At 66.5% G+C, this 17,373-nt stretch carries 15 protein-coding genes; 6 read left to right on the forward strand and 9 right to left on the reverse strand.

Features of this window, described 5'->3' with window-relative positions:
* Window positions 1-15 precede the first annotated feature (15 nt).
* Window positions 16-909: a LysR family transcriptional regulator gene (locus tag BLR24_RS04140; RefSeq protein WP_093013146.1), complete on the forward strand. Its 894-nt coding sequence runs from the start codon at window positions 16-18 to the stop codon at window positions 907-909.
* A 9-nt stretch (window positions 910-918) separates the two neighbouring features.
* On the opposite strand, the gene BLR24_RS04145 is transcribed toward BLR24_RS04140, so the two are convergent.
* Entirely contained in the window at window positions 919-1,341 is a 423-nt protein-coding gene (locus BLR24_RS04145; RefSeq protein WP_217636283.1) for a RidA family protein, read from the reverse strand.
* 44 nt (window positions 1,342-1,385) lie between these two features.
* Between BLR24_RS04145 and BLR24_RS04150 the strand changes: the two genes are divergently transcribed.
* The 3 genes from BLR24_RS04150 (at window position 1,386) to BLR24_RS04160 (ending at window position 6,011) form a co-directional block, all read left to right on the forward strand.
* The gene (locus BLR24_RS04150) at window positions 1,386-3,836 is read left to right on the forward strand and encodes an acetamidase/formamidase family protein (RefSeq protein ID WP_254787158.1); all 2,451 of its coding nucleotides are present in this window, start codon (window positions 1,386-1,388) and stop codon (window positions 3,834-3,836) included.
* Between the two features lie 264 nt (window positions 3,837-4,100).
* A complete protein-coding gene (locus tag BLR24_RS04155) occupies window positions 4,101-5,234 on the forward strand; it encodes an ABC transporter substrate-binding protein (RefSeq protein ID WP_254787159.1) in 1,134 nt (377 codons plus the stop codon).
* 261 nt (window positions 5,235-5,495) lie between these two features.
* Window positions 5,496-6,011 carry a nuclear transport factor 2 family protein gene (locus tag BLR24_RS04160; RefSeq protein WP_093013155.1) on the forward strand — a complete coding sequence of 172 codons (516 nt, stop codon included), beginning with the start codon at window positions 5,496-5,498 and terminating at the stop codon, window positions 6,009-6,011.
* Between the two features lie 158 nt (window positions 6,012-6,169).
* Here the strand turns inward: BLR24_RS04160 and BLR24_RS04165 are convergent, their stop codons facing one another.
* The 8 genes from BLR24_RS04165 to BLR24_RS04200 all read right to left on the reverse strand — a co-directional run bounded on the left by BLR24_RS04165 (window position 6,170) and on the right by BLR24_RS04200 (window position 14,813).
* Window positions 6,170-7,411, reverse strand: coding sequence for an acetamidase/formamidase family protein (locus BLR24_RS04165; RefSeq protein ID WP_093013158.1), 1,242 nt, complete (start codon window positions 7,409-7,411; stop codon window positions 6,170-6,172).
* 21 nt (window positions 7,412-7,432) lie between these two features.
* Window positions 7,433-9,079 carry an amino acid ABC transporter permease/ATP-binding protein gene (locus BLR24_RS04170; RefSeq protein ID WP_093013161.1) on the reverse strand — a complete coding sequence of 549 codons (1,647 nt, stop codon included), beginning with the start codon at window positions 9,077-9,079 and terminating at the stop codon, window positions 7,433-7,435.
* 80 nt (window positions 9,080-9,159) lie between these two features.
* Window positions 9,160-10,092, reverse strand: coding sequence for an ABC transporter substrate-binding protein (locus BLR24_RS04175; protein WP_254787160.1), 933 nt, complete (start codon window positions 10,090-10,092; stop codon window positions 9,160-9,162).
* A 181-nt stretch (window positions 10,093-10,273) separates the two neighbouring features.
* Window positions 10,274-10,720: an SRPBCC family protein gene (locus BLR24_RS04180; protein WP_093013167.1), complete on the reverse strand. Its 447-nt coding sequence runs from the start codon at window positions 10,718-10,720 to the stop codon at window positions 10,274-10,276.
* A 147-nt stretch (window positions 10,721-10,867) separates the two neighbouring features.
* The gene (locus BLR24_RS04185) at window positions 10,868-11,362 is read right to left on the reverse strand and encodes an Lrp/AsnC family transcriptional regulator (protein ID WP_093013170.1); all 495 of its coding nucleotides are present in this window, start codon (window positions 11,360-11,362) and stop codon (window positions 10,868-10,870) included.
* Between the two features lie 70 nt (window positions 11,363-11,432).
* Window positions 11,433-12,836, reverse strand: a complete 1,404-nt coding sequence (locus tag BLR24_RS04190) for an aspartate aminotransferase family protein (protein ID WP_093013173.1) — start codon at window positions 12,834-12,836, stop codon at window positions 11,433-11,435.
* Between the two features lie 149 nt (window positions 12,837-12,985).
* Complete coding sequence (locus tag BLR24_RS04195) at window positions 12,986-13,921, reverse strand: 2-hydroxyacid dehydrogenase (protein WP_093014663.1); 936 nt, start codon at window positions 13,919-13,921, stop codon at window positions 12,986-12,988.
* A 13-nt stretch (window positions 13,922-13,934) separates the two neighbouring features.
* Entirely contained in the window at window positions 13,935-14,813 is an 879-nt protein-coding gene (locus BLR24_RS04200) for a GNAT family N-acetyltransferase (RefSeq protein WP_093013176.1), read from the reverse strand.
* 502 nt (window positions 14,814-15,315) lie between these two features.
* On the opposite strand from BLR24_RS04200, the gene BLR24_RS04205 reads away from it, so the two are divergent.
* Both BLR24_RS04205 and BLR24_RS04210 read left to right on the forward strand, forming a co-directional pair.
* Window positions 15,316-15,981: a haloacid dehalogenase type II gene (locus BLR24_RS04205; RefSeq protein ID WP_055795106.1), complete on the forward strand. Its 666-nt coding sequence runs from the start codon at window positions 15,316-15,318 to the stop codon at window positions 15,979-15,981.
* 31 nt (window positions 15,982-16,012) lie between these two features.
* Window positions 16,013-17,305 carry an NAD(P)/FAD-dependent oxidoreductase gene (locus tag BLR24_RS04210; protein ID WP_093013179.1) on the forward strand — a complete coding sequence of 431 codons (1,293 nt, stop codon included), beginning with the start codon at window positions 16,013-16,015 and terminating at the stop codon, window positions 17,303-17,305.
* Window positions 17,306-17,373: the final 68 nt, after the last annotated feature.

A 17,373-nucleotide genomic window follows, 5' to 3' on the forward strand; every position in this document is an offset into this window, starting at 1 on the left:
CGAAGGACTCGCCCCATGGATCTCAAGCGCTGGACTCATGTCGTCGCCCTCGCCGACCGCCGAAGCTTCATTCGCGCCGCAGAACAGGTGCATTTGAGCCAACCGGCCCTGACCCGCAGCATCCAGGCGGCCGAAGCCGAGCTGGGGTTGCAGTTGTTCGACCGCGGAACGAATGAAGTGGTCGCCACGCCCGCCGGTGAGTTCGTCATCGCTCGCGCCCGGCAGCTCGTCTTCAACAGCCGCTGCCTTGAACGCGACGTCGAGCTCTACCGCAGCCGCAGCCTGGGTGACACGGCGTTCGGCGTTGGCCCGTTTCCAGCGGCAACCTTTCTGTCGCAGCTGATGGCTGGCATGCGGCGCGAGTTCCCGGGTATCAACCTGCGCGTCGAGATCAGCAATTGGCAGCTGCTGCTGAAGCGCCTGCTCGAGGAAGACATCGAGTTCTTCGTCGCCGACACCAGGGACTTGCCGCCGGACCCCAATCTGTATGTCCGTGCCCTGCGCCGCGAACCCGGGGGCTTCTACGTGCGTGCGGGCCACGCCCTGTCAACGCGCAAGTCCGTCACGCTGCAGCAGCTCTGGTCGCACGGCGTTCTTTCGGTGCGGCTGCCCACCGGCGTACGGACCGTGGTCTCGCGGCTGCTGGGCCTTGCGCCGGATGCCGAGCTCTCCTTGGCGCTCGAGTGCGACGACGTGGAGGTGCTGAAAGAGGTGGCGCTCGCCTGCGACTCGGTGCTGGCCGCTCCGCATGCCGCGGTGGCAGAGGAGGTTGCGGCTGGCAAGCTTCACCCGCTGGAAGTCACAGGCCTGCCATCCCAATCGTCGGAAATGGGTGTCGTCACACTGCGGGGCCGCACACCATCGCCGATGGCCGAACTCATCATCAGCCGGTTGCCGGGCAAAGGCTGAAAGCTTGGCTCAGCCGGGCGGGTCGGCCGCGGCCTGCGAGTTGCCGCGCCGAGCCACCAGATCGATCTCGATGCGGGCGCCCTTCGCCAGGCCGGTCACGCCAATGCAGGTCCGCGCCGGGTGCCGCCCGCTCGCGAAATGTTGGGCGTAGACCGCGTTCATCGCCGCGTAGTCTTCATCGAAGTGCGTGAGGTACACACGCACCGACAGCGCGTGCTCCAGGCCCAGGCCGCAACCGGCCAGCACCGTCTGGAGGTTCTTCAACACCTGGCGCGTCTGCGCCTCGATTCCTTCGGGATAAGGCGCGTCCAGCGAAACGCCGGTAAACGGCATCTGCCCGGTAACGAACACCCACCCGTCGGCTTCGACGGCGTGGCTGAATGGGGCGACCGGATCTGGTGCACCGGTGATCATGTGAAAGATGGGAGACATCGCGGCGACAAAGCCAGTTGCATGCCAACTCTGGGGCATGGCGAGTGGCACGTGTCTTGCGCGCCCTGCGCAAGCAACCAGAAAGCGCCGCCGTGCAGTTCGAACAGTTCTCCACCGACTCCTATCCGGTGCACCAGCGTCCCCACGCCTGGCGCGATGCCCTGCACCTGCATCGTCTCAGGCCCGAGATGGCGCCCGCGGCCGCACCCCTTTATGGCACGCTGACCGCGGGACGCACCGCGCGCGGGGTCGGCATGGCGCGCATCACCTCGTCGCCGCAGACCCTGCAGCGGCTGGGCGACACGGCCGATGCCGTCTGGCTCGCGCTGCACCTGAGCGGTGATGCGGCGCTGCACGATGGCCAGCGGACCATCGAACTGGCGCCCGGCGACATTGTCTTCGGACCGGCCCAGGCCCGCGCGGGCCTGGATTTCCGCTCCAACTTCCGGCAGTTCATGGTGTCCATGCCGCGCGCCAGCCTGAAGGCGCGGCTGCCCGGCGGACCGGGGATCGCACTCGGCCACCTGTCGGGCCGTGCGGGCCTGGGCCGCATGTTCGCGGGCACGCTGACCGCACTGGCCGACGCCTTCGACACTCTGAGCGATGACGACGTCGCGCCGGTCGAATCCGCCCTGTCGGAGTTCATTGCCACAAGCCTGGCCGCTCACCAGGACCCGGCCTCGCCCGCCATCAGCAGCACGCGGGCTGCCACGGTGCACCGGCTGTGCCAGTACGTCGATGCCAACCTGAGCGATGCATCGTTGTCCCTGGCGGCCGTGGCGGCGCACGAGCGCCTGTCGGAGCGGCTGGTGCAGAAGGTCTTCGAGGGCCTCGGCCAGACCTTCACCGCCTACGTGCGCCAGTGCCGCTTGGAGCGCTGCCGCGCCGACCTCGCCAACCGCCAGTACGGGCACCTGTCCATCTCGGACATCTGCTTTCGCTGGGGCTTCAACGATCCGGCGCACTTCAGCCATTGCTTTCGCGACCGCTACAGCATGTCGCCGCGGCAATACCGTCAGCAGGCCAATGAGGTCAGCCAGCAGTCGCTGCGCAAGCGCATTCGGCGCGGCTGGCCGTCGGGCTACTTCGAGACGCCGGCCGAGGACCCGGTGGCTTCCACCGCCCGCATCGACGCTCGGACCGTGGCCGATGACGGCGCCGCGGCCGCCATGCAGGCGGCATCGGCAGTTCAGCATGGCAGCAGCGCCGTCGCCGGCCATCATCACCACCTGCCGGCCACCGCGCAGACCATCCACTGGGGCTACTTCGGCCGCTCGATCCCGCCCGTGCTCACCATTGCCTCTGGCGACATCGTGACGATCGAGACGCTGACGCAGCACGCCTACGACGACCACGAGCGCATGATCAAGGGCGACTCCGGCGCCGAGAGCGTCTTCCAGTGGACGCGCGAGCACAAGGCTGTGGACCGCCGCGGCGCGGGCCCCACCGATGCGTCGATCTACGGCCGTGGCAGCGGCGAAGGCTTTGGGGTGCACATCTGCACCGGGCCCATCTACGTGAAGGAAGCGCAGCCCGGCGACGTGCTGGAGGTGCGCATCCTCGATCTCGCGCCGCGCCTGGCGGCCGATGCCAAGTACGAGGGCCGGGCCTTCGGCAGCAATGCCGCCGCGTGGTGGGGCTTCCACTACGACGACCTGATCGAGGAGCCCAGGCATCGCGAGGTGGTGACGATCTACGAGGTCGACTGCAGCCAGGGCGATGCCTGCGCTCATGCCGTCTACAACTTTCGCTGGACCCCGCAGCTCGATCCGAATGGCGTGTTGCACCCGACCATCGACTATCCCGGCATTCCGGTCGACCGCACATCGATCGTCGAGAACCATGGCGTGCTCCAGGGCGTGACCATTCCGGTGCGTCCGCACTTCGGCGTGATCGCAGTCGCGCCGGCCGAAACCGGCCTCGTCGACTCGGTGCCGCCCTCATGCTTTGGCGGCAACCTGGACAACTGGCGCATTGCCAAGGGCGCCACCCTCTACCTGCGCGTCGGAGTCGACGGCGGGCTGCTGTCCGTGGGCGATCCGCACGCCTCGCAGGGCGACAGCGAACTGTGCGGCACGGCCATCGAATGCTCGCTGACGGGTGTGTTCCAGATTGTCCTGCACAAGGCGGACCAACTGCGCGATGAACCCTATGCCGACATCGACTACCCCTTGGTCGAAACAGCCGACGAGTGGGTGATCCACGGCTTCAGCCACGCGGACTATCTAAAGGAATTCGGCGACAAGGCGCGCAGCGCGATCTACGAAAAGTCTTCGCTCGACCCGGCCATGCGCGACGCCTTCCGCAAGACCCGGCGCTTCCTGATGACCGCCATGGGACTGACCGAGGACGAGGCGATTTCCCTGATGTCAGTCGCCGTCGACTTCGGCGTGACGCAAGTCGTCGACGGCAACTGGGGCGTGCACGCGGTCATCCGCAAGTCGCTGTTTGCCGGCCGGCAACGGCCGCCGGGTGTTGACTATCAGAAGGAATGAGCCTGCGTCACTTTGGAGTCGGCCATTTACGCCCTGATCAATCACTGCGCTCGGAACCGTTGTTTCACCTAAGTTGGAATTCTTCGGGGTGTCTCCTCAAGTTTGGAATTTAGCGGCTAAATTGCGACCTCCACGCCGTCGCACAAGCCCGCCCTGCCAATGAGATGGCGGAAGCCAAGAACCGCACTCGGCCCTGAGGCGGTCATTCAGCGCTTCGACTCATTCACAAGGAACATCTTGATCCCTCGCATTCGCTCTGTCCTCGTGACCTTCGCTTTGGGCACCGCGGTGCTGGCTGCTTCCGCACAGGTAAAAATCGGCTTTGTCGGCACGCTGTCCGGACCGGCGGCAACGCTGGGGCAGGAACAGTACGACGGCTTCATGCTGGCGATCGAGCAACGGCAAGGAATGCTTGGCGGCGTGCCGGTGACGGTCATCAAGGAAGACGATCAGCACAACCCCGACCTCGGGGCGCAGCTGGCGCAGAACCTGATCGAGAAAGACAAGGTCAGCTTCATCACCGGCGTGACCTTCTCCGACGTGATGATGGCCATGGCCAAGCCGATGGCCAGATCGGGCATGCTGTTCGTCGGCTCGAATGCCGGCCCGGCGCCGATTGCCGGCAAGCGGTGCAACAGCAAATTCTTCTTCACCTCCTATCAGGACGAGTACCAGGCCGGGATCGTGGGACGGTACGCAGTTGATCAGCGCTACTGGAAGACGCTGTTTCTGGCGCCCGACAGCCCGTCGGGCAAGGACCAGCTGCGAGGCTTCAAGCGCTACTACTCGGGCGAGGTGGTCAGCGAAATCTACGTCCAGTCCGACCAGACCGACTACGCGGCAGCGCTGGCGCAAATCAAGCGCGTCGCGCCCGATGCGGTGGTTGCCTTCTTGCCGGGCGACATGGGCGTCAACTTCATCCAGCAGATGAACCGCTCGGGCCTCTTGAACAAGGTGCCCCTGCTGACGGTCGGCACGGTCGATGGCACGACACTGCCGCTGCTCAAGGATGCCGCGCTCAATGTGCTGGCCGGCGCGGTCTGGGGCCCCGACCTGCCGAGCCCGACGAGCAAGGCTTTCGTTGCCGCCTTCGAAAAGAAGCACGGGCGCATCCCATCGCAATACGCTGCGCAAGGTTTCGATGCGGCGCTCTTGATCGATAGCGCGCTGAAAGAGACCAAAGGCGCCGTCACCGATCGCGACGCCTTGCGCAACGCACTCGACGCGGCCAACTTTCCTTCGGTGCGCAGTGGCTTCAGGTTTCTGCGCAATGGTTTCCCGGTTCAGGACGGGCACGTCTTCGTTGTTGCGAAGGACGCACAAGGCCGCGCGTCGCTCAAGCGGATCGCCACGCCGCTGGAGGGGAATCCTGATTGGTACTGGGACGAGTGCCGGTAGGCGATGCCGAATGCAACGTCCGATCCGCGTCGACGGGTATCGCGGCTACAACGAGACATCGAACCGACGGCGGAAGTCGCCTGGCGCGAGGCCGGGTTCTCGCGAAGAGCTCTGATCCCAACAACTTCCAAGGCGCTCTAAAGTCGTGGACTCTTGGGGTGGACCAAAGCGCCACCAAACCTGACGCGCGTTCGCTAACGGGCGACCTGTATTGACAACGCTCGAGTCGGCGACCAAGCTCCGGTCAGGAGGTGCCGGACCATGAACAAGCGACAAGCTCTCCTGATCGGGTTGGCCGCCGTAACGACGCCGTTCGGGCGCTACGCCAGCGCTCAACCGAAGAAAGCCCAGGGCAGCGGCACTGAAGCCACCCTGCGCGACACCATCGTTCAGTTCGAGAAAGCCTGGAACCGGCACGACGTGAACGCCTGCCTGGCCTCGATGACCGAGGACGTCTGGTTCACCCAATCGCTCGACCACTACGGCCGCATGAAGGGCAAGGCGGCGGTGAAGACCGCCTTCGAGTACGACGTGAAGAACACCGACCTCAGGTGGGAGGTGAAAGCCGTCCGCATGATGCCCGACGGGACTGCTAGCGTGGTGTTGCGCCAGGTCGGCTTGATACCGCCCAAGACCGATGGCAAGTACAAGCGTGAGGACGTGAGTGATCCAAGCTTCAGCCGCTGGCGCCTCGAAGGCGGCAAGTGGCGACTGTTCTTTTTCACTTCGCACAAGGGCTGGGCGCTGGATGAGATGAAGAAAGACGGAATGCAGTAGCGAGAATTCCGATTCATCTCCAACGTGGGCAGGCGGTCGACCGAGGTCCAGGGCGCTCCCTGTCGACGACGGCCTGGTGGCGGCGCTAGCAGCAGCTGCAGTTCCAAGCTCGGTGGAAAAATTCAATTCCCAGTGAGACACGACACCACCCCCCGCAGTCAGCGGTTCGTGAAAACGTTCTTGCGGATCGAACCATGGATGCCCCAGTTGGCGTCCACCACCTGCGTCACGCCGAAGTCGGCAGCCACCGACAGCAGCGCGATGGCCTCGTCCTCGCTCAGGCGGTGCACCGTCATCAGGAATCGGCGCAGCTTGCGGAAGGCGTCGCGCATGGCCGGGTCAAGCGACGACTTGCCGGCAATCACCGTCTGCGCGTCCGGCCCGAGGGCAGCCAGGTAGTTGGGGTAGGTGAAGCCGTAGACCGACCACAGCTCTTCGGTCTCCAGCAGCGGGTGGTCCAAGCCCTCGAGCAGGGTGCCGCCCAGTTCGGACTGCTTGTGCAGGATGAATTCGAAGTCCCCAGTCAGCGAAGTCTCGATGGCGGTGCCGCCAAGCTCGCTGTCGCCCTGCGCGGCATGCGGATCGCCCACCGAGAAGAACGCGCCGGGCACGGCCACCGGGTAGTACATGCGCGCGCCCTTGCCGACGCGCCAGTCATCGATGTTGCCGCCGGTGTAGCTCGGCGGAATGGAGCTCACGAAGTCTGATTCGGACGGCGCAAGGCCCATGGTGCCGAAGTGCAGCCGGGCCGGCACCTTGACGTTGCGCAGGATGTCTTCGCGCTTGTGCACCAGCGTGTGATCGACGCGCACGCCGGGATAGTCGATCATGGTGTGCACCACGCCATCGGGGTCGGTCTGCGGCATCCACACGTAGTTGTAGACGGCACGTGCGAAGGGCTCGCCCGAGGTGTCGAGTTCGAAGATCGTCACCACTTCGCGCGGCTTGGGCTCCTCGATCAGGTCGCGAAAATGGAAGCCCCAGGACGCGGCCACGTTCGAGCCGAAGCAGCGGCCCGCATAGCAATGGTTGCAGCTGGGCCGGGGACGCACGTCGAGGATGCGCACCTCCAGCACGTCGCCCGGCTCCGCGCCTTCGATGACGACCGGGCCGGTCAGCAGGTGCACGCCGACGCCCTCGCCCTCGCCGAGCTTGAAAGGCCCCTCCACGGGACCGGCGCCGCGGCGCGGCACGGCCTTGTGCTCGCGCGTCCACGCGAACACCGACTCGGCGCCGGGGTCGCCGGCGATCATGCGCTCGTGGTCGTCGTTGGCATGGTGGGTCAGGGTCTCGATCGTCACTCGGTCGCCGGACTTAACGACCAGCGATGGCGCGACCGCCTTGCTGAAATAGCCCCAGTGGATGGTTTGGGGGGAGACGGGCAGGATGTGGTGTTTCATGGGTCCTTCAGGGAGCGGGGCTCAGGCGGGCGTGGGCATCGAAGCAGCCGGCAGCACGTCGGCCGACATCACGCTGAGGAATCGGGCGGTTTCGCGTTGCCGCGGGTGCTGCAGCACCTCGAGCGCCGGGCCGCTCTCGACGATGCGGCCGCCGGAAAGAAACACCACGCGGTCGGCCACCTCGGCGGCAAACCGCAGCTGGTGGGTGGAGATGACCATCGTCAATCCTTCCTCGACGGCAAGCCGGCGGATCACCTCCAGCACCTCGTTGACGAGTGCGGGATCGAGCGCCGAAGTGGGCTCGTCCAGCAGCAGCACGCTGGGGCCCGGCGCCAGTGCGCGGGCGATCGCCACGCGCTGCTGCTGGCCGCCGGACAGGTGGCGCGGCAGCGCTTCGACGCGGTGGGCCAGGCCCACCCGCGCCAGCAGTTCACGTGCGCGCCGGTCGGCGTCCTCGGCCGTCCAGCCGTGCACCCAGCGCAGCGGGCCGGCCACGTTCTCGCGTGCCGTCAGGTGGGCGAACAGGTTGAACTGCTGGAACAGCATGCCCACACCCAGGCGCGCGCGCTCGCGGGCCAGGTCGCTCGGGGTCATGAGCTGGCCGTCGGGGCGGTAGCCCAGGCGCTGACCGCCGACATGCACCTGCCCGGCGTCCCAGCTTTCGAGGTGGTTGATGCAGCGCAGGAGCGTGCTCTTGCCCGAGCCGCTCGGGCCCAGCAGCGCGACCACTTCGCCGGCATGCACCGTGAGGCTCAGATCCCTGAGCACGGCCTGCGGCCCATAGGCCTTGGACACGCCGCTGATGCGCAAGGCCACCGGCGCGTCAGCCAGCCGCGCAGCGCGTGCCGCACGTTCGATGGCGGGCGTCATGGGGACTGGCAGCACGGCCGATGCCGCATCTTCGCAATCCGTCGGTGGCACCTTGGCCGCTGCTGCTTTTTCCGAAGGCGAAGGGCTTGCGGCAGGCAACGCGGTACGATGCCACGGCAGCCACCGCGCCAGTCCGCGCACCGCCTGCGGGCGGTCCAGGTCGAAGCGCGCTTCGAGCGCCAGCTGCACCAGGCTGATTGCGCCGGTCAGCACCAGGTAAATCAGGCCGGAGGCAAAGAAGACCGAGAAGAAATCGAAGGTCGACGAGGCCAGCTGCGAGCTGCGCAGCGTGAGCTCCTGCACCGCGATCACCGAGGCGAGCGATGAATTCTTGAGCGTGCTCACCGCTTCGTTGCCCATTGCGGGAATCATCGAGCGCAAGGCCTGCGGCGCGATGATGCGGCGCATCAGCACGCGCGGAGTCATGCCCAACGCCTGGCCGGCCACCACCTGGCCGCGCTCGACGCCGACCACGCCCGAGCGGAACATCTCGGCGATGAACGTGGCCTCGTTGAATGCCAGCGCCACGCCGGCGGCCAGCAGGCCGGGCAGCACGATGCCGACATGCGGCAGCGCGTTGTAGACGAAGATCATCTGCAGGGCCAGGGGGGTGCCGCGGAATATCACCGCATAGCCGCGGGCGAACGTGGCCAGCGGCTTGAAGCGGCTGAGCTGCATTGCCGCCAGCAACAGCCCCACCACCACCCCGCCCGCCAATCCGATGCCGGTGGCTGCAAGCGTGAAGGCGATGCCCTGGATCAGGTAGGGCATGGAGAGGTAATGGAGGAAGAGCTCCATGTCAGTACCGCCCGGCCGTTCCTAAGGTACACACAGCCCCTTTGGGGGGCAGCGAACGGAGTGAGCGTGGGGGCCTCATGTCACTTCGCCACGAGCAGCCGCGGCGCCTCGAGGTTCTCGACCGGCAGTCCGTTCTTCTTGAGCAGTTCGGTATGGATGCCGGCCTTCTGCAAGATCACCAGCGCGGCCATCACCGCATCGCGGAAGTCGGTCTTGCCCTTGGGCACCGCAATGCCGACCGAATAGGGGATCGTCACCGCGGCCGCCTTCTCCAGCTTGTCCGGGTAGGCCTTGACGGCACTGTCGACCGTGTTGACGTCGTTGATGTAGGTGTCGGCGCGGCCGGCGAGGATGGCCTGGATGCAGTTCTGGTTGTTGTCGTAGAGCTGGATCTCGGGCTCGGCCTTGCCCACGGCCTTGCACTGCGGCGCGAGCGCCTGGATCAGCGGCACCTCGACATAGCCCGTGTTCTCGGCCGCGACGGTGCCGCAGAGCGAGGCGTTGATGCCGGTGATCTTCTTCGGGTTGCCCTTGGCCACCAGCACGCCGTCGAACACCTTCGAATAGGTGATGAAGTCGGCCGCCTTGGCGCGCTCTTCGGTAGCGTAGATGTCGGAGATGACGATGTCGGCCTGGCCGGCCTGCAGCGTGGTCAGCAGCGCCGCAAACGTCACAGGCTTGTAAGTCAGCGTGAAGCCCAGGCAGCCGCCGATGGTCTCGCCCAGGTCGATGTCGAAGCCGATGTACTTGCTCGGGTCCTTGGGATCGATCGTTTCGTAGCCGGGCGTATGCGGGTTGATCGCGTTGACCAGAGTCTTGCCCTTGAATTGCGGGTATTTGGCTTGCAACGCGGCGCACTCGACGGGCGCTTTGACTGCCTCGGCCTGGGCCGGCGCGGCGGCCAGTGCGAAGGCCGAAAGGCCAATCGCCGCAATGGCCGCGCCGCGCATGCGGGCCCATACGAAGGCGCGAAGCCGGACGCAGCGTCCGGCCGGGAGGGGAAGGTTTTGCATCGAGGCTCCTGTGGAAACAGCGCGAGTCGGCTGGCACCACGCCAGCCTGCTGCACCGCACCATGTGAGCGTAGGAGCTGCACCGCCGCCGCACTTGTGCGTGGGCGCACGACTGCTTGTGCGGGTCGGCCAGGAGATTGCCGCCGGCCGGCCAGCGGCTGGGATTGACCCCTGCGGCTAACTCAGCCTGGAATGTTCGGCTCGACCAACTGGGCCAGTGCCACAAGCGACTCCTGCCAGCCCAGATAACACATCTCCGCGGGAATCACGTCGGGAATGCCTTCCTGCACCACCGACATGTCGGTGCCGCAGGACACCGCGGTCAGCGTCACGGTGGTCTTCATGGTGCCCGGCAGGTTGGGGTCGTCGAAGCTTGCGTCGTATGCAATGCGCTGGCCGGGGACGAGTTCCAGGTACTCGCCGCCGAACGAATGAGTGTGGCCGCTGCCAAAGGCGGTGAAGGACATGCGCCAGGCACCTCCGACCACCGGCTCCATGCTGTGGACTTTGCCGGTGAATCCGAAGGGCGGAAGCCAGCGCTCGAAAGCGCCGGGTTCGACGAAAGCACGGTAGACCCGCTCCGGCGGGGCGCGCAGCACCCGGTGCAGACGGACGGTGTTGGTAGCCATGGTGGTGTTCTCCTGAAGTGCAGAGGAAGACCCTCGACTGACACGACGGACGAGCCCGCGAAAAACTCGACGCAGGCGATCGGCCGCATTCTGCCTTCTTGAATCCGAGTCGCGCGCGACTCGGGCATGGCCCGTCGACAGCGCCGGTCAGCGCGGGTGCGGAAACAGCCGTTCGATCGGGCAATGCGTCTTGATGAACGGCGACTTGATGACGATGTAGCTGAAGTACTTCGCGATGCCGATGTTGCTTTCGAGTAGTCCCTCGATCACTTCCTGGTAGTGGTTCACGCCCCGTGTCAAAAAGCGCAGAAGGTAGTCGTACCCGCCGCTCACCAGGTGGCATTCGAGCACCTCGTCCACATCTCGGATCGCGGTCTCGAAACGCACGAAGTCTTCGCGGTGATGGTCCTGCAGCGTGACCTCGGTGAACACGGTGAGCGTGTCGCCGAGCTTCTCGAGCCGCAGGTGCGCGCCATAGCCGGCAATGTAGCCGGCCTGCTCGAGCCGCTTCACGCGGATGAGACAGGGGCTGGGGGAGAGGCCGACCGCATCCGCGAGGTCGACGTTGGTCATGCGCCCGTTCTGCTGCAGCTGCGCCAGGATACGCAGGTCGAGTCGGTCGATCTTGAAAGCTTCAGACATGGCGGTCCTGAGTAACGGAGAAGGTCCGATTCTGCTTTGCCGGCGGAACTCCGGAACAGTGCTTTCCCGCTCAGGCCGCCAGTGCTGCCCGCACGTCGGCGGCGTCCAGCACTTCGTCGAGCGTTTTCTTCAGGCGCGCGAACATCTGCGCGAACTCATCTTCCGTGAAAGTGAGCGCCGGTGCAAAGCCAAGAATGTTGTCGCCGAAGGCGCGGAACACCAGCCCATTGCGGTAGCCCGCGGCAAAGATGCGGTCTGACAGGCCCAGCGCCGGATCGAAGCCACGCTTGCTCTGCTTGTCGCTCACCAGTTCCAGTGCGCCCAGCAGGCCGCGGTGGCGCGAATCGCCCACCAGCGGATGCGCGCGTAGCGCATCGAGCCCGGCCCCGAAGTGGGCCGCGACGCGCTGGCCATTGGCGAGCACCCCGCCCTCTTCGTACAGGCGCAGCACCTCGAGCGCCACCGCGGCACTCACCGGGTGCGCCGAGTAGGTGGCGCCGTGGCCCACCGGAACGCCCGCGGGTGCGCCGTCGGCGATGCCGGCATAGACCTTCTCCGAGATCATCGTCGCGCCCATCGGCACGTAGCCCGAGGTCAGGCCCTTGGCCATGGTCATCAGGTCGGGCTCAACGCCTTCGGCCTCGCAAGCGAACATGGGTCCGGTGCGGCCGAAACCGGTGATGACCTCGTCGACGACGAAGAGGATGTCGAGCTCGCGCGCGGCATCGCGCATGGCCTTGAGCCAGCCCTTGGGCGGCACGATGACGCCGCCCGAGCCCTGGATCGGCTCGCAGAAGAAGGCGGCGACGTTGTCGGCGCCGAGTTCGGCCACCTTGGCGCGCAGCGAGGCCACCGATGCGGCAATCAATGCTTGCGGATCGGCGCCTTGCGCCTGCCGATACGGGTTGGGCGACGGAATGTAGTGCTGCGTGGGCAGCGGAAGGTCGAAGCCGCGGTGGAAAGCTGGCAAGGCCGTGAGGCCCGCGCCGGTCGACGAGGAGCCGTGGTAGCCGCGCTCCAGCGCGATGAACTGCTTCTTCGACGGCTTGCCGATCGCGTTGTAGTACTGCACGATGAAGCGCACGGCGGCATCGATCGCCTCCGAGCCGCCCAGCGTCATGTAGACGCGGGTCAGCGATGCGGGCGTGATCTGCACCAGTTTTTCCGCCAGGCGGATGGCCGGCTCGCTGCTGAAATGAAAGTAGCCCGTGGCGTACGGCAGGCGGCGCATCTGCTCGGCCGCGGCTTGCACCACGCTCTCCTGGCCGTAGCCCACGTTCACGCACCAGAGGCCCGCGAAGGCGTCGAGCAGTTCATGCCCGTTCGCATCCGTCAGCCATGCACCGCGTGCCGAGGCCAGCACGGTGGGGCCGCGCTGCTCGTGCGTGCGCCAGGGCGAGACGGGATGGATCAGGTGGGCGCGGTCGATGGCGTCGAGCGCGGCGTGGTGCGGCAATGCGGTGGGGTGCGTCATGGCGGTGTCGATTTGAAGCGAGAGCGAAGGAAGCTTTCGATGCCTCCAGCTTAGGCGGCGCGCCGCATGGCGTGGTGCTGCTTTGGGGGTTCTGCACAAAGCACGCTGCGGTTATGCGCCGCGCCACAGCAGATCATGCGGTGGGCTTTTCAGTAGCCCCGCGTGCGATCCACAAGCCCGACCATCGGCTCGCCGGCTTCGAAGCGGCGCAGGTTGTCGAGCAAGGCTTCGGCGGCGCTCAGCGGCTGCGTCATGCTCGCGATGTGCGGCGTGAGTTCGATGCGCGGATGGCGCCAGAAGGCATGCGTGGGCGGCAGCGGTTCGGGGTCGGTCACGTCGAGCACTGCATCGCCGATCTGCCCGCTGGCGAGCGCATCCAGAAAGTCGCGCTCCACCAGGTGCGGCCCGCGGCCCACGTGCACCAGCCCCGCGCCCTTGGGCAGCATCGAGAACAGCTTCGCATCGAGAAAGCCGCGCGTCGAATCGGTGAGCGGCAGCAGGCACACGAGGATGTCGGTGCGCGCAAGAAAGGCGGGCAGCTCGTCGGCGCCCGCATGGCATTGCACGCCATCGACTTCATGCTGCGAGCGGCTCCATCCCGCGCAGTCGAAACCCAGCGAGACCAGCTGCGCCAGCACCGCCTGACCGAGCGAGCCCAGCCCCAGCACGCCCACGCGCCGCTCGCCTGCGGGCCGCACGGGCAGCGGCTTCCACTGCCCTTCCTGCTGCTGGCGGCGGTACTGCGGCATGTCGCGATGCAGGCCGAGCACCGCGTGCGTCACATACTCGACCATGCCGCGCACGATGCCGGGCTCGACCATGCGCACCACGGGCAATTCGGGCGGCAGCGCCGCAAAGTCGAACTGATCGACACCGGCGCCCGAGGAAAACAGCACTTCGAGATTCGGAAAGCGCGCGGCCAAGTCGTCCGGCGGCACCCAGGCCGCGAGAAAGCGCACCCGTGCCGGGTCGCCGATGTCGGGCCAGATGCGAAAGTCGATGTCGGGCCGGTGGCGTCCGAACACCTCGGCCCACTGGCGGCCGCGCACGGGGTCGGACTTGTAGAGAAAGGTGGTGGTCTGCATCATGGCTCCGCCTTCAACCCACGGCCTGCGTCACGATGGCGAACAGCGACGGCCCTTCTGCCGGCACCGCAAGCGATTCGCCGCGCACCATCGTCGTTGGCGCATCCACGCGCAAGAGGCCGATGCTCTCGAGCCATTCGGCCAGGCCGCTGTCGAAGTCGATGTCGATGCGCGTGAAGTTGCCTGCATTCAGGCCCGCAAGATGCGCGATCAGCGCCTTCGCACCCTCGGCGTCGGGCGCGACCACCGGCCCGATGACATGGCCGCGGCCGAAGCGCCGCAGCATCGCGAAGCCCTTCGGCTCGTTGTCGTGGTCGAGCACCACGCAGGCATCGGCGTTTTGCAGCAGTTCCGCGATGAGCGCGTCGCGCGGCATGCCCCGCGCCGCTGCGTCGAGCGCCTGCAGCGCTGGCAACTCGTTGAGGCCGGCGGGCCGCAAGCGCCAACCGGGCTGCAGCCCAATCAGCGGTGCCGGCAGCGCAACGCCCTGGTGCTGCCGCATCTCGCCGGTACGCACGAAGCCCAGCCGCTCATAGAGGCCACGCCCTTCCGCTGTCGCATGCAGCAGCACCGTGCGCTTGTCGAGACCGTCGAGCAACGCGTTCATGAGGCGGTGCCCGATGCGGCGGCCCTGGCAAGCGGGCGAGACGATCACCAGGCCGATGGTGGCGTGGCTCTTGCCCCAGAGCCAGCGCAGGCCGGTCGCGATGAGCTCGCCGTCGCGTTCGACCGCAATGCCTTCCGCGTGCGAGAACACCTGCTCCCAGTCCGCGGGACGATGCGGCCACCGCAGTTCGGCGGACAGCGCATGCGCATGCGGAAGGTCGGCGGCCGTCATCGGTCTGAACACCACGCCATCCGGGGCGGGTGCGTTCGAAATAGGTTCGGGCATGGGGAAAACTCTCTGTTGCGAAGGAATGGCGCATCCATCTTGGACGACATTGCGGCGCCGCACCATAGCGAATTCGGTCTGTTTCGCAACTTGCAAGCTTCGGTTGCCGGGCGGTGCGGTTTCGCAATTCGCTGCGGCGGCGCGCCCGCATACGCACACAAATGCTGAGCCATCCTGCCTAGGATCGACGGCCACTTTCAATGACCTTCCGCCATGCATGTCTTCGCTCCGTTCAACACCCTTCGGCAAGAGCCGGAGGTGCCGTGCGTTCGAAGCCAATCTGCGCTTCAAAAGCGTGCTCTTCGAGCTCGCCGCGACGCACTGAGGTGCATGGCCGCACGCACGCAGGGCACACCGCACGGCATGCCGTCGCCGGCCCCGCAAACCGCAGCTTCACTTCGTCAGGCACCGTTTTTCCCTACATGCCTCGATCGACACCGTGCTGCAATCGCTTCGTAATGAGTTTGTCGCATTTACCACCCTTGAAACAGGAACCGAGACCATGACCTTCCGTCCCAAATACGTCACCTTCGACTGCTACGGCACCCTCACCCGGTTCCGCATGAAGGAGATGGCCGCCGACCTTTTCGCCGACCGCGTTCCGGCCGAGCGCATGGCCGAGTTCCATGCCGACTTCACCGCCTATCGCTTCGACGAGGTTCTGGGCGACTGGAAGCCCTACGAGGTGGTGCTGAAGAACGCAGTGCGGCGCCTCTGCAAGAAATGGAAGATCCAGTACTTCGACCTGGACGCGCAGAAGATCTACGACGCAGTGCCCACCTGGAGCCCGCACGACGACGTGGCGGCAGGCCTGGCCAAGGTGGCCAAGGAAATCCCGCTGGTGATTTTGTCGAACGCCTCGGACGACCAGATCCAGAAGAACGTGGCCATGCTCGGCGCACCGTTCCACCGCGTCTACACCGCGCAGCAGGCACAAGCCTACAAGCCGCGCCTGCAGGCCTTCGAGTACATGCTCGACTCGCTGGGCTGCAACCCGGAAGACGTTCTGCACGTGTCGTCGAGCCTGCGCTACGACCTGATGTCGGCGGACGACATCGGCATCGTCAACAAGGTGTTCGTCAATCGCGGCCATGGCCCGGGCAACCCGGCCTACCGCTACACCGAAATCAAGGACATCGGCGGCCTGCCCGGCGTCGTCGGCCTCTGATCTTTTTCTGCACGTTCGAACGCCCCACGCCATGAAGCTCGACTCCTACTGGACCGATTCCACGCCGGCCTTCACGCCGGCAGTGCATGCACTGCCGGCGCAGGTCGACATCGCGATCGTGGGCGGCGGCTTCACCGGGCTCTCGGCGGCGCTCGCGCTCGCCAAGCGCGGCGCCACCGTCGCGGTGCTGGAGGCCGGCTCGCGCGTGGCAGCCGAGGCGTCGGGGCGCAATGGCGGCCACGTGAACAACGGGCTGGCCGTGGATTACGCAGACGTGGCGGCCAAAGTGGGCGTCGAGAAGGCTCGGGCCTGGTACCGCGCCTACGACGACGCGGTGGACACCGTGGCGCGGCTGGTGCGCGACGAGGCCATCGACTGCGACTTCATGCGCCATGGCAAGCTCAAGCTCGCGACGCGCGCCAACCAGATGGCCGCGCTCGAAAACAGCGCACGGCGCCTGACCGCCGACGGCGTGGACACCGACGTCGAGATCCTCGATGCGGCGCAAGTGCGCAGCGAGGTGCAGAGCGAGCGTTTTCATGGCGGCCTGCTCTACAAGCGCAGCGGCCAGATGCACATGGGCCGCTTCGCCCAGGGGCTGGCCGAAGCCGCGCAGCGCCACGGCGCGCAGATCCACACCGGCACCATGGTCAACCGCATCGAACGCGTGGGCCAGAGCCATGCGCACCGGCTGCACACCGCCGGCGGCACCGTCGCCGCGGAGCAGGTGCTGCTGGCCACCGGCGCCACGCGCCACGGCGGCTACGGCAGCTTCGGGTGGCTGCGCCGGCGCATCGTGCCCATCGGCAGCTTCATCATCGTGACCGAGCCGCTCGGCGCGGAACGTGCGCAGGCGCTGCTCGCGGCCCGCCGCACCTACACGACGGTGGCGAACATCCATCACTACTTCCGGCTCACGCCCGACCATCGGCTGGTGTTCGGCGGCCGTGCGCGCTTTTCTGTTTCCAGCCTGCAGGCCGACGCCGCAAGCGGCGAGATCCTGCGCGCAGGGCTGGCCGAAACCTTTCCGCAGCTCGGCGACGCGCGGCTGGACTATTGCTGGGGCGGACTGGTCGACATGACGCAAGACCGCCTGCCCCACGCCGGCGAGCGCAACGGCCTCTACTACGCCATGGGCTACAGCGGCCATGGCACGCAGATGTCGGTCCACATGGGCGAGCGCATGGCCGCCGTGATGAACGGCGACGCCCGCGCCAACCCCTGGCAGGGCCGCGACTGGCCTGCCATTCCCGGCCACTTCGGCCCGCCCTGGTTCCTGCCGGCGGTCGGGCTTTACTACTCGCTCAAGGACAAGCTGGCCTGAGCGCCGCGAGAGTCCATCGTTTTCGTTCCGCGTTTGTTTGTTCTTCAACCCTCAGTCATCGGCCCCAC

The sequence above is a fragment of the Variovorax sp. OV700 genome, assembly GCF_900099805.1.
Lineage (GTDB): Bacteria > Pseudomonadota > Gammaproteobacteria > Burkholderiales > Burkholderiaceae_C > Variovorax.

Coding starts and splice junctions, on each gene's coding strand:
- BLR24_RS04140 (WP_093013146.1), top strand. CDS start 16: ATGGATCTCAAGCGCTGGACTCATGTCGTCGCCCTCGCCGACCGCCGA.
- BLR24_RS04145 (WP_217636283.1), bottom strand. CDS start 1,341: ATGTCTCCCATCTTTCACATGATCACCGGTGCACCAGATCCGGTCGCC.
- BLR24_RS04160 (WP_093013155.1), top strand. CDS start 5,496: ATGAACAAGCGACAAGCTCTCCTGATCGGGTTGGCCGCCGTAACGACG.
- BLR24_RS04165 (WP_093013158.1), bottom strand. CDS start 7,411: ATGAAACACCACATCCTGCCCGTCTCCCCCCAAACCATCCACTGGGGC.
- BLR24_RS04170 (WP_093013161.1), bottom strand. CDS start 9,079: ATGGAGCTCTTCCTCCATTACCTCTCCATGCCCTACCTGATCCAGGGC.
- BLR24_RS04175 (WP_254787160.1), bottom strand. CDS start 10,092: ATGCAAAACCTTCCCCTCCCGGCCGGACGCTGCGTCCGGCTTCGCGCC.
- BLR24_RS04180 (WP_093013167.1), bottom strand. CDS start 10,720: ATGGCTACCAACACCGTCCGTCTGCACCGGGTGCTGCGCGCCCCGCCG.
- BLR24_RS04185 (WP_093013170.1), bottom strand. CDS start 11,362: ATGTCTGAAGCTTTCAAGATCGACCGACTCGACCTGCGTATCCTGGCG.
- BLR24_RS04190 (WP_093013173.1), bottom strand. CDS start 12,836: ATGACGCACCCCACCGCATTGCCGCACCACGCCGCGCTCGACGCCATC.
- BLR24_RS04195 (WP_093014663.1), bottom strand. CDS start 13,921: ATGCAGACCACCACCTTTCTCTACAAGTCCGACCCCGTGCGCGGCCGC.
- BLR24_RS04200 (WP_093013176.1), bottom strand. CDS start 14,813: ATGCCCGAACCTATTTCGAACGCACCCGCCCCGGATGGCGTGGTGTTC.
- BLR24_RS04205 (WP_055795106.1), top strand. CDS start 15,316: ATGACCTTCCGTCCCAAATACGTCACCTTCGACTGCTACGGCACCCTC.
- BLR24_RS04210 (WP_093013179.1), top strand. CDS start 16,013: ATGAAGCTCGACTCCTACTGGACCGATTCCACGCCGGCCTTCACGCCG.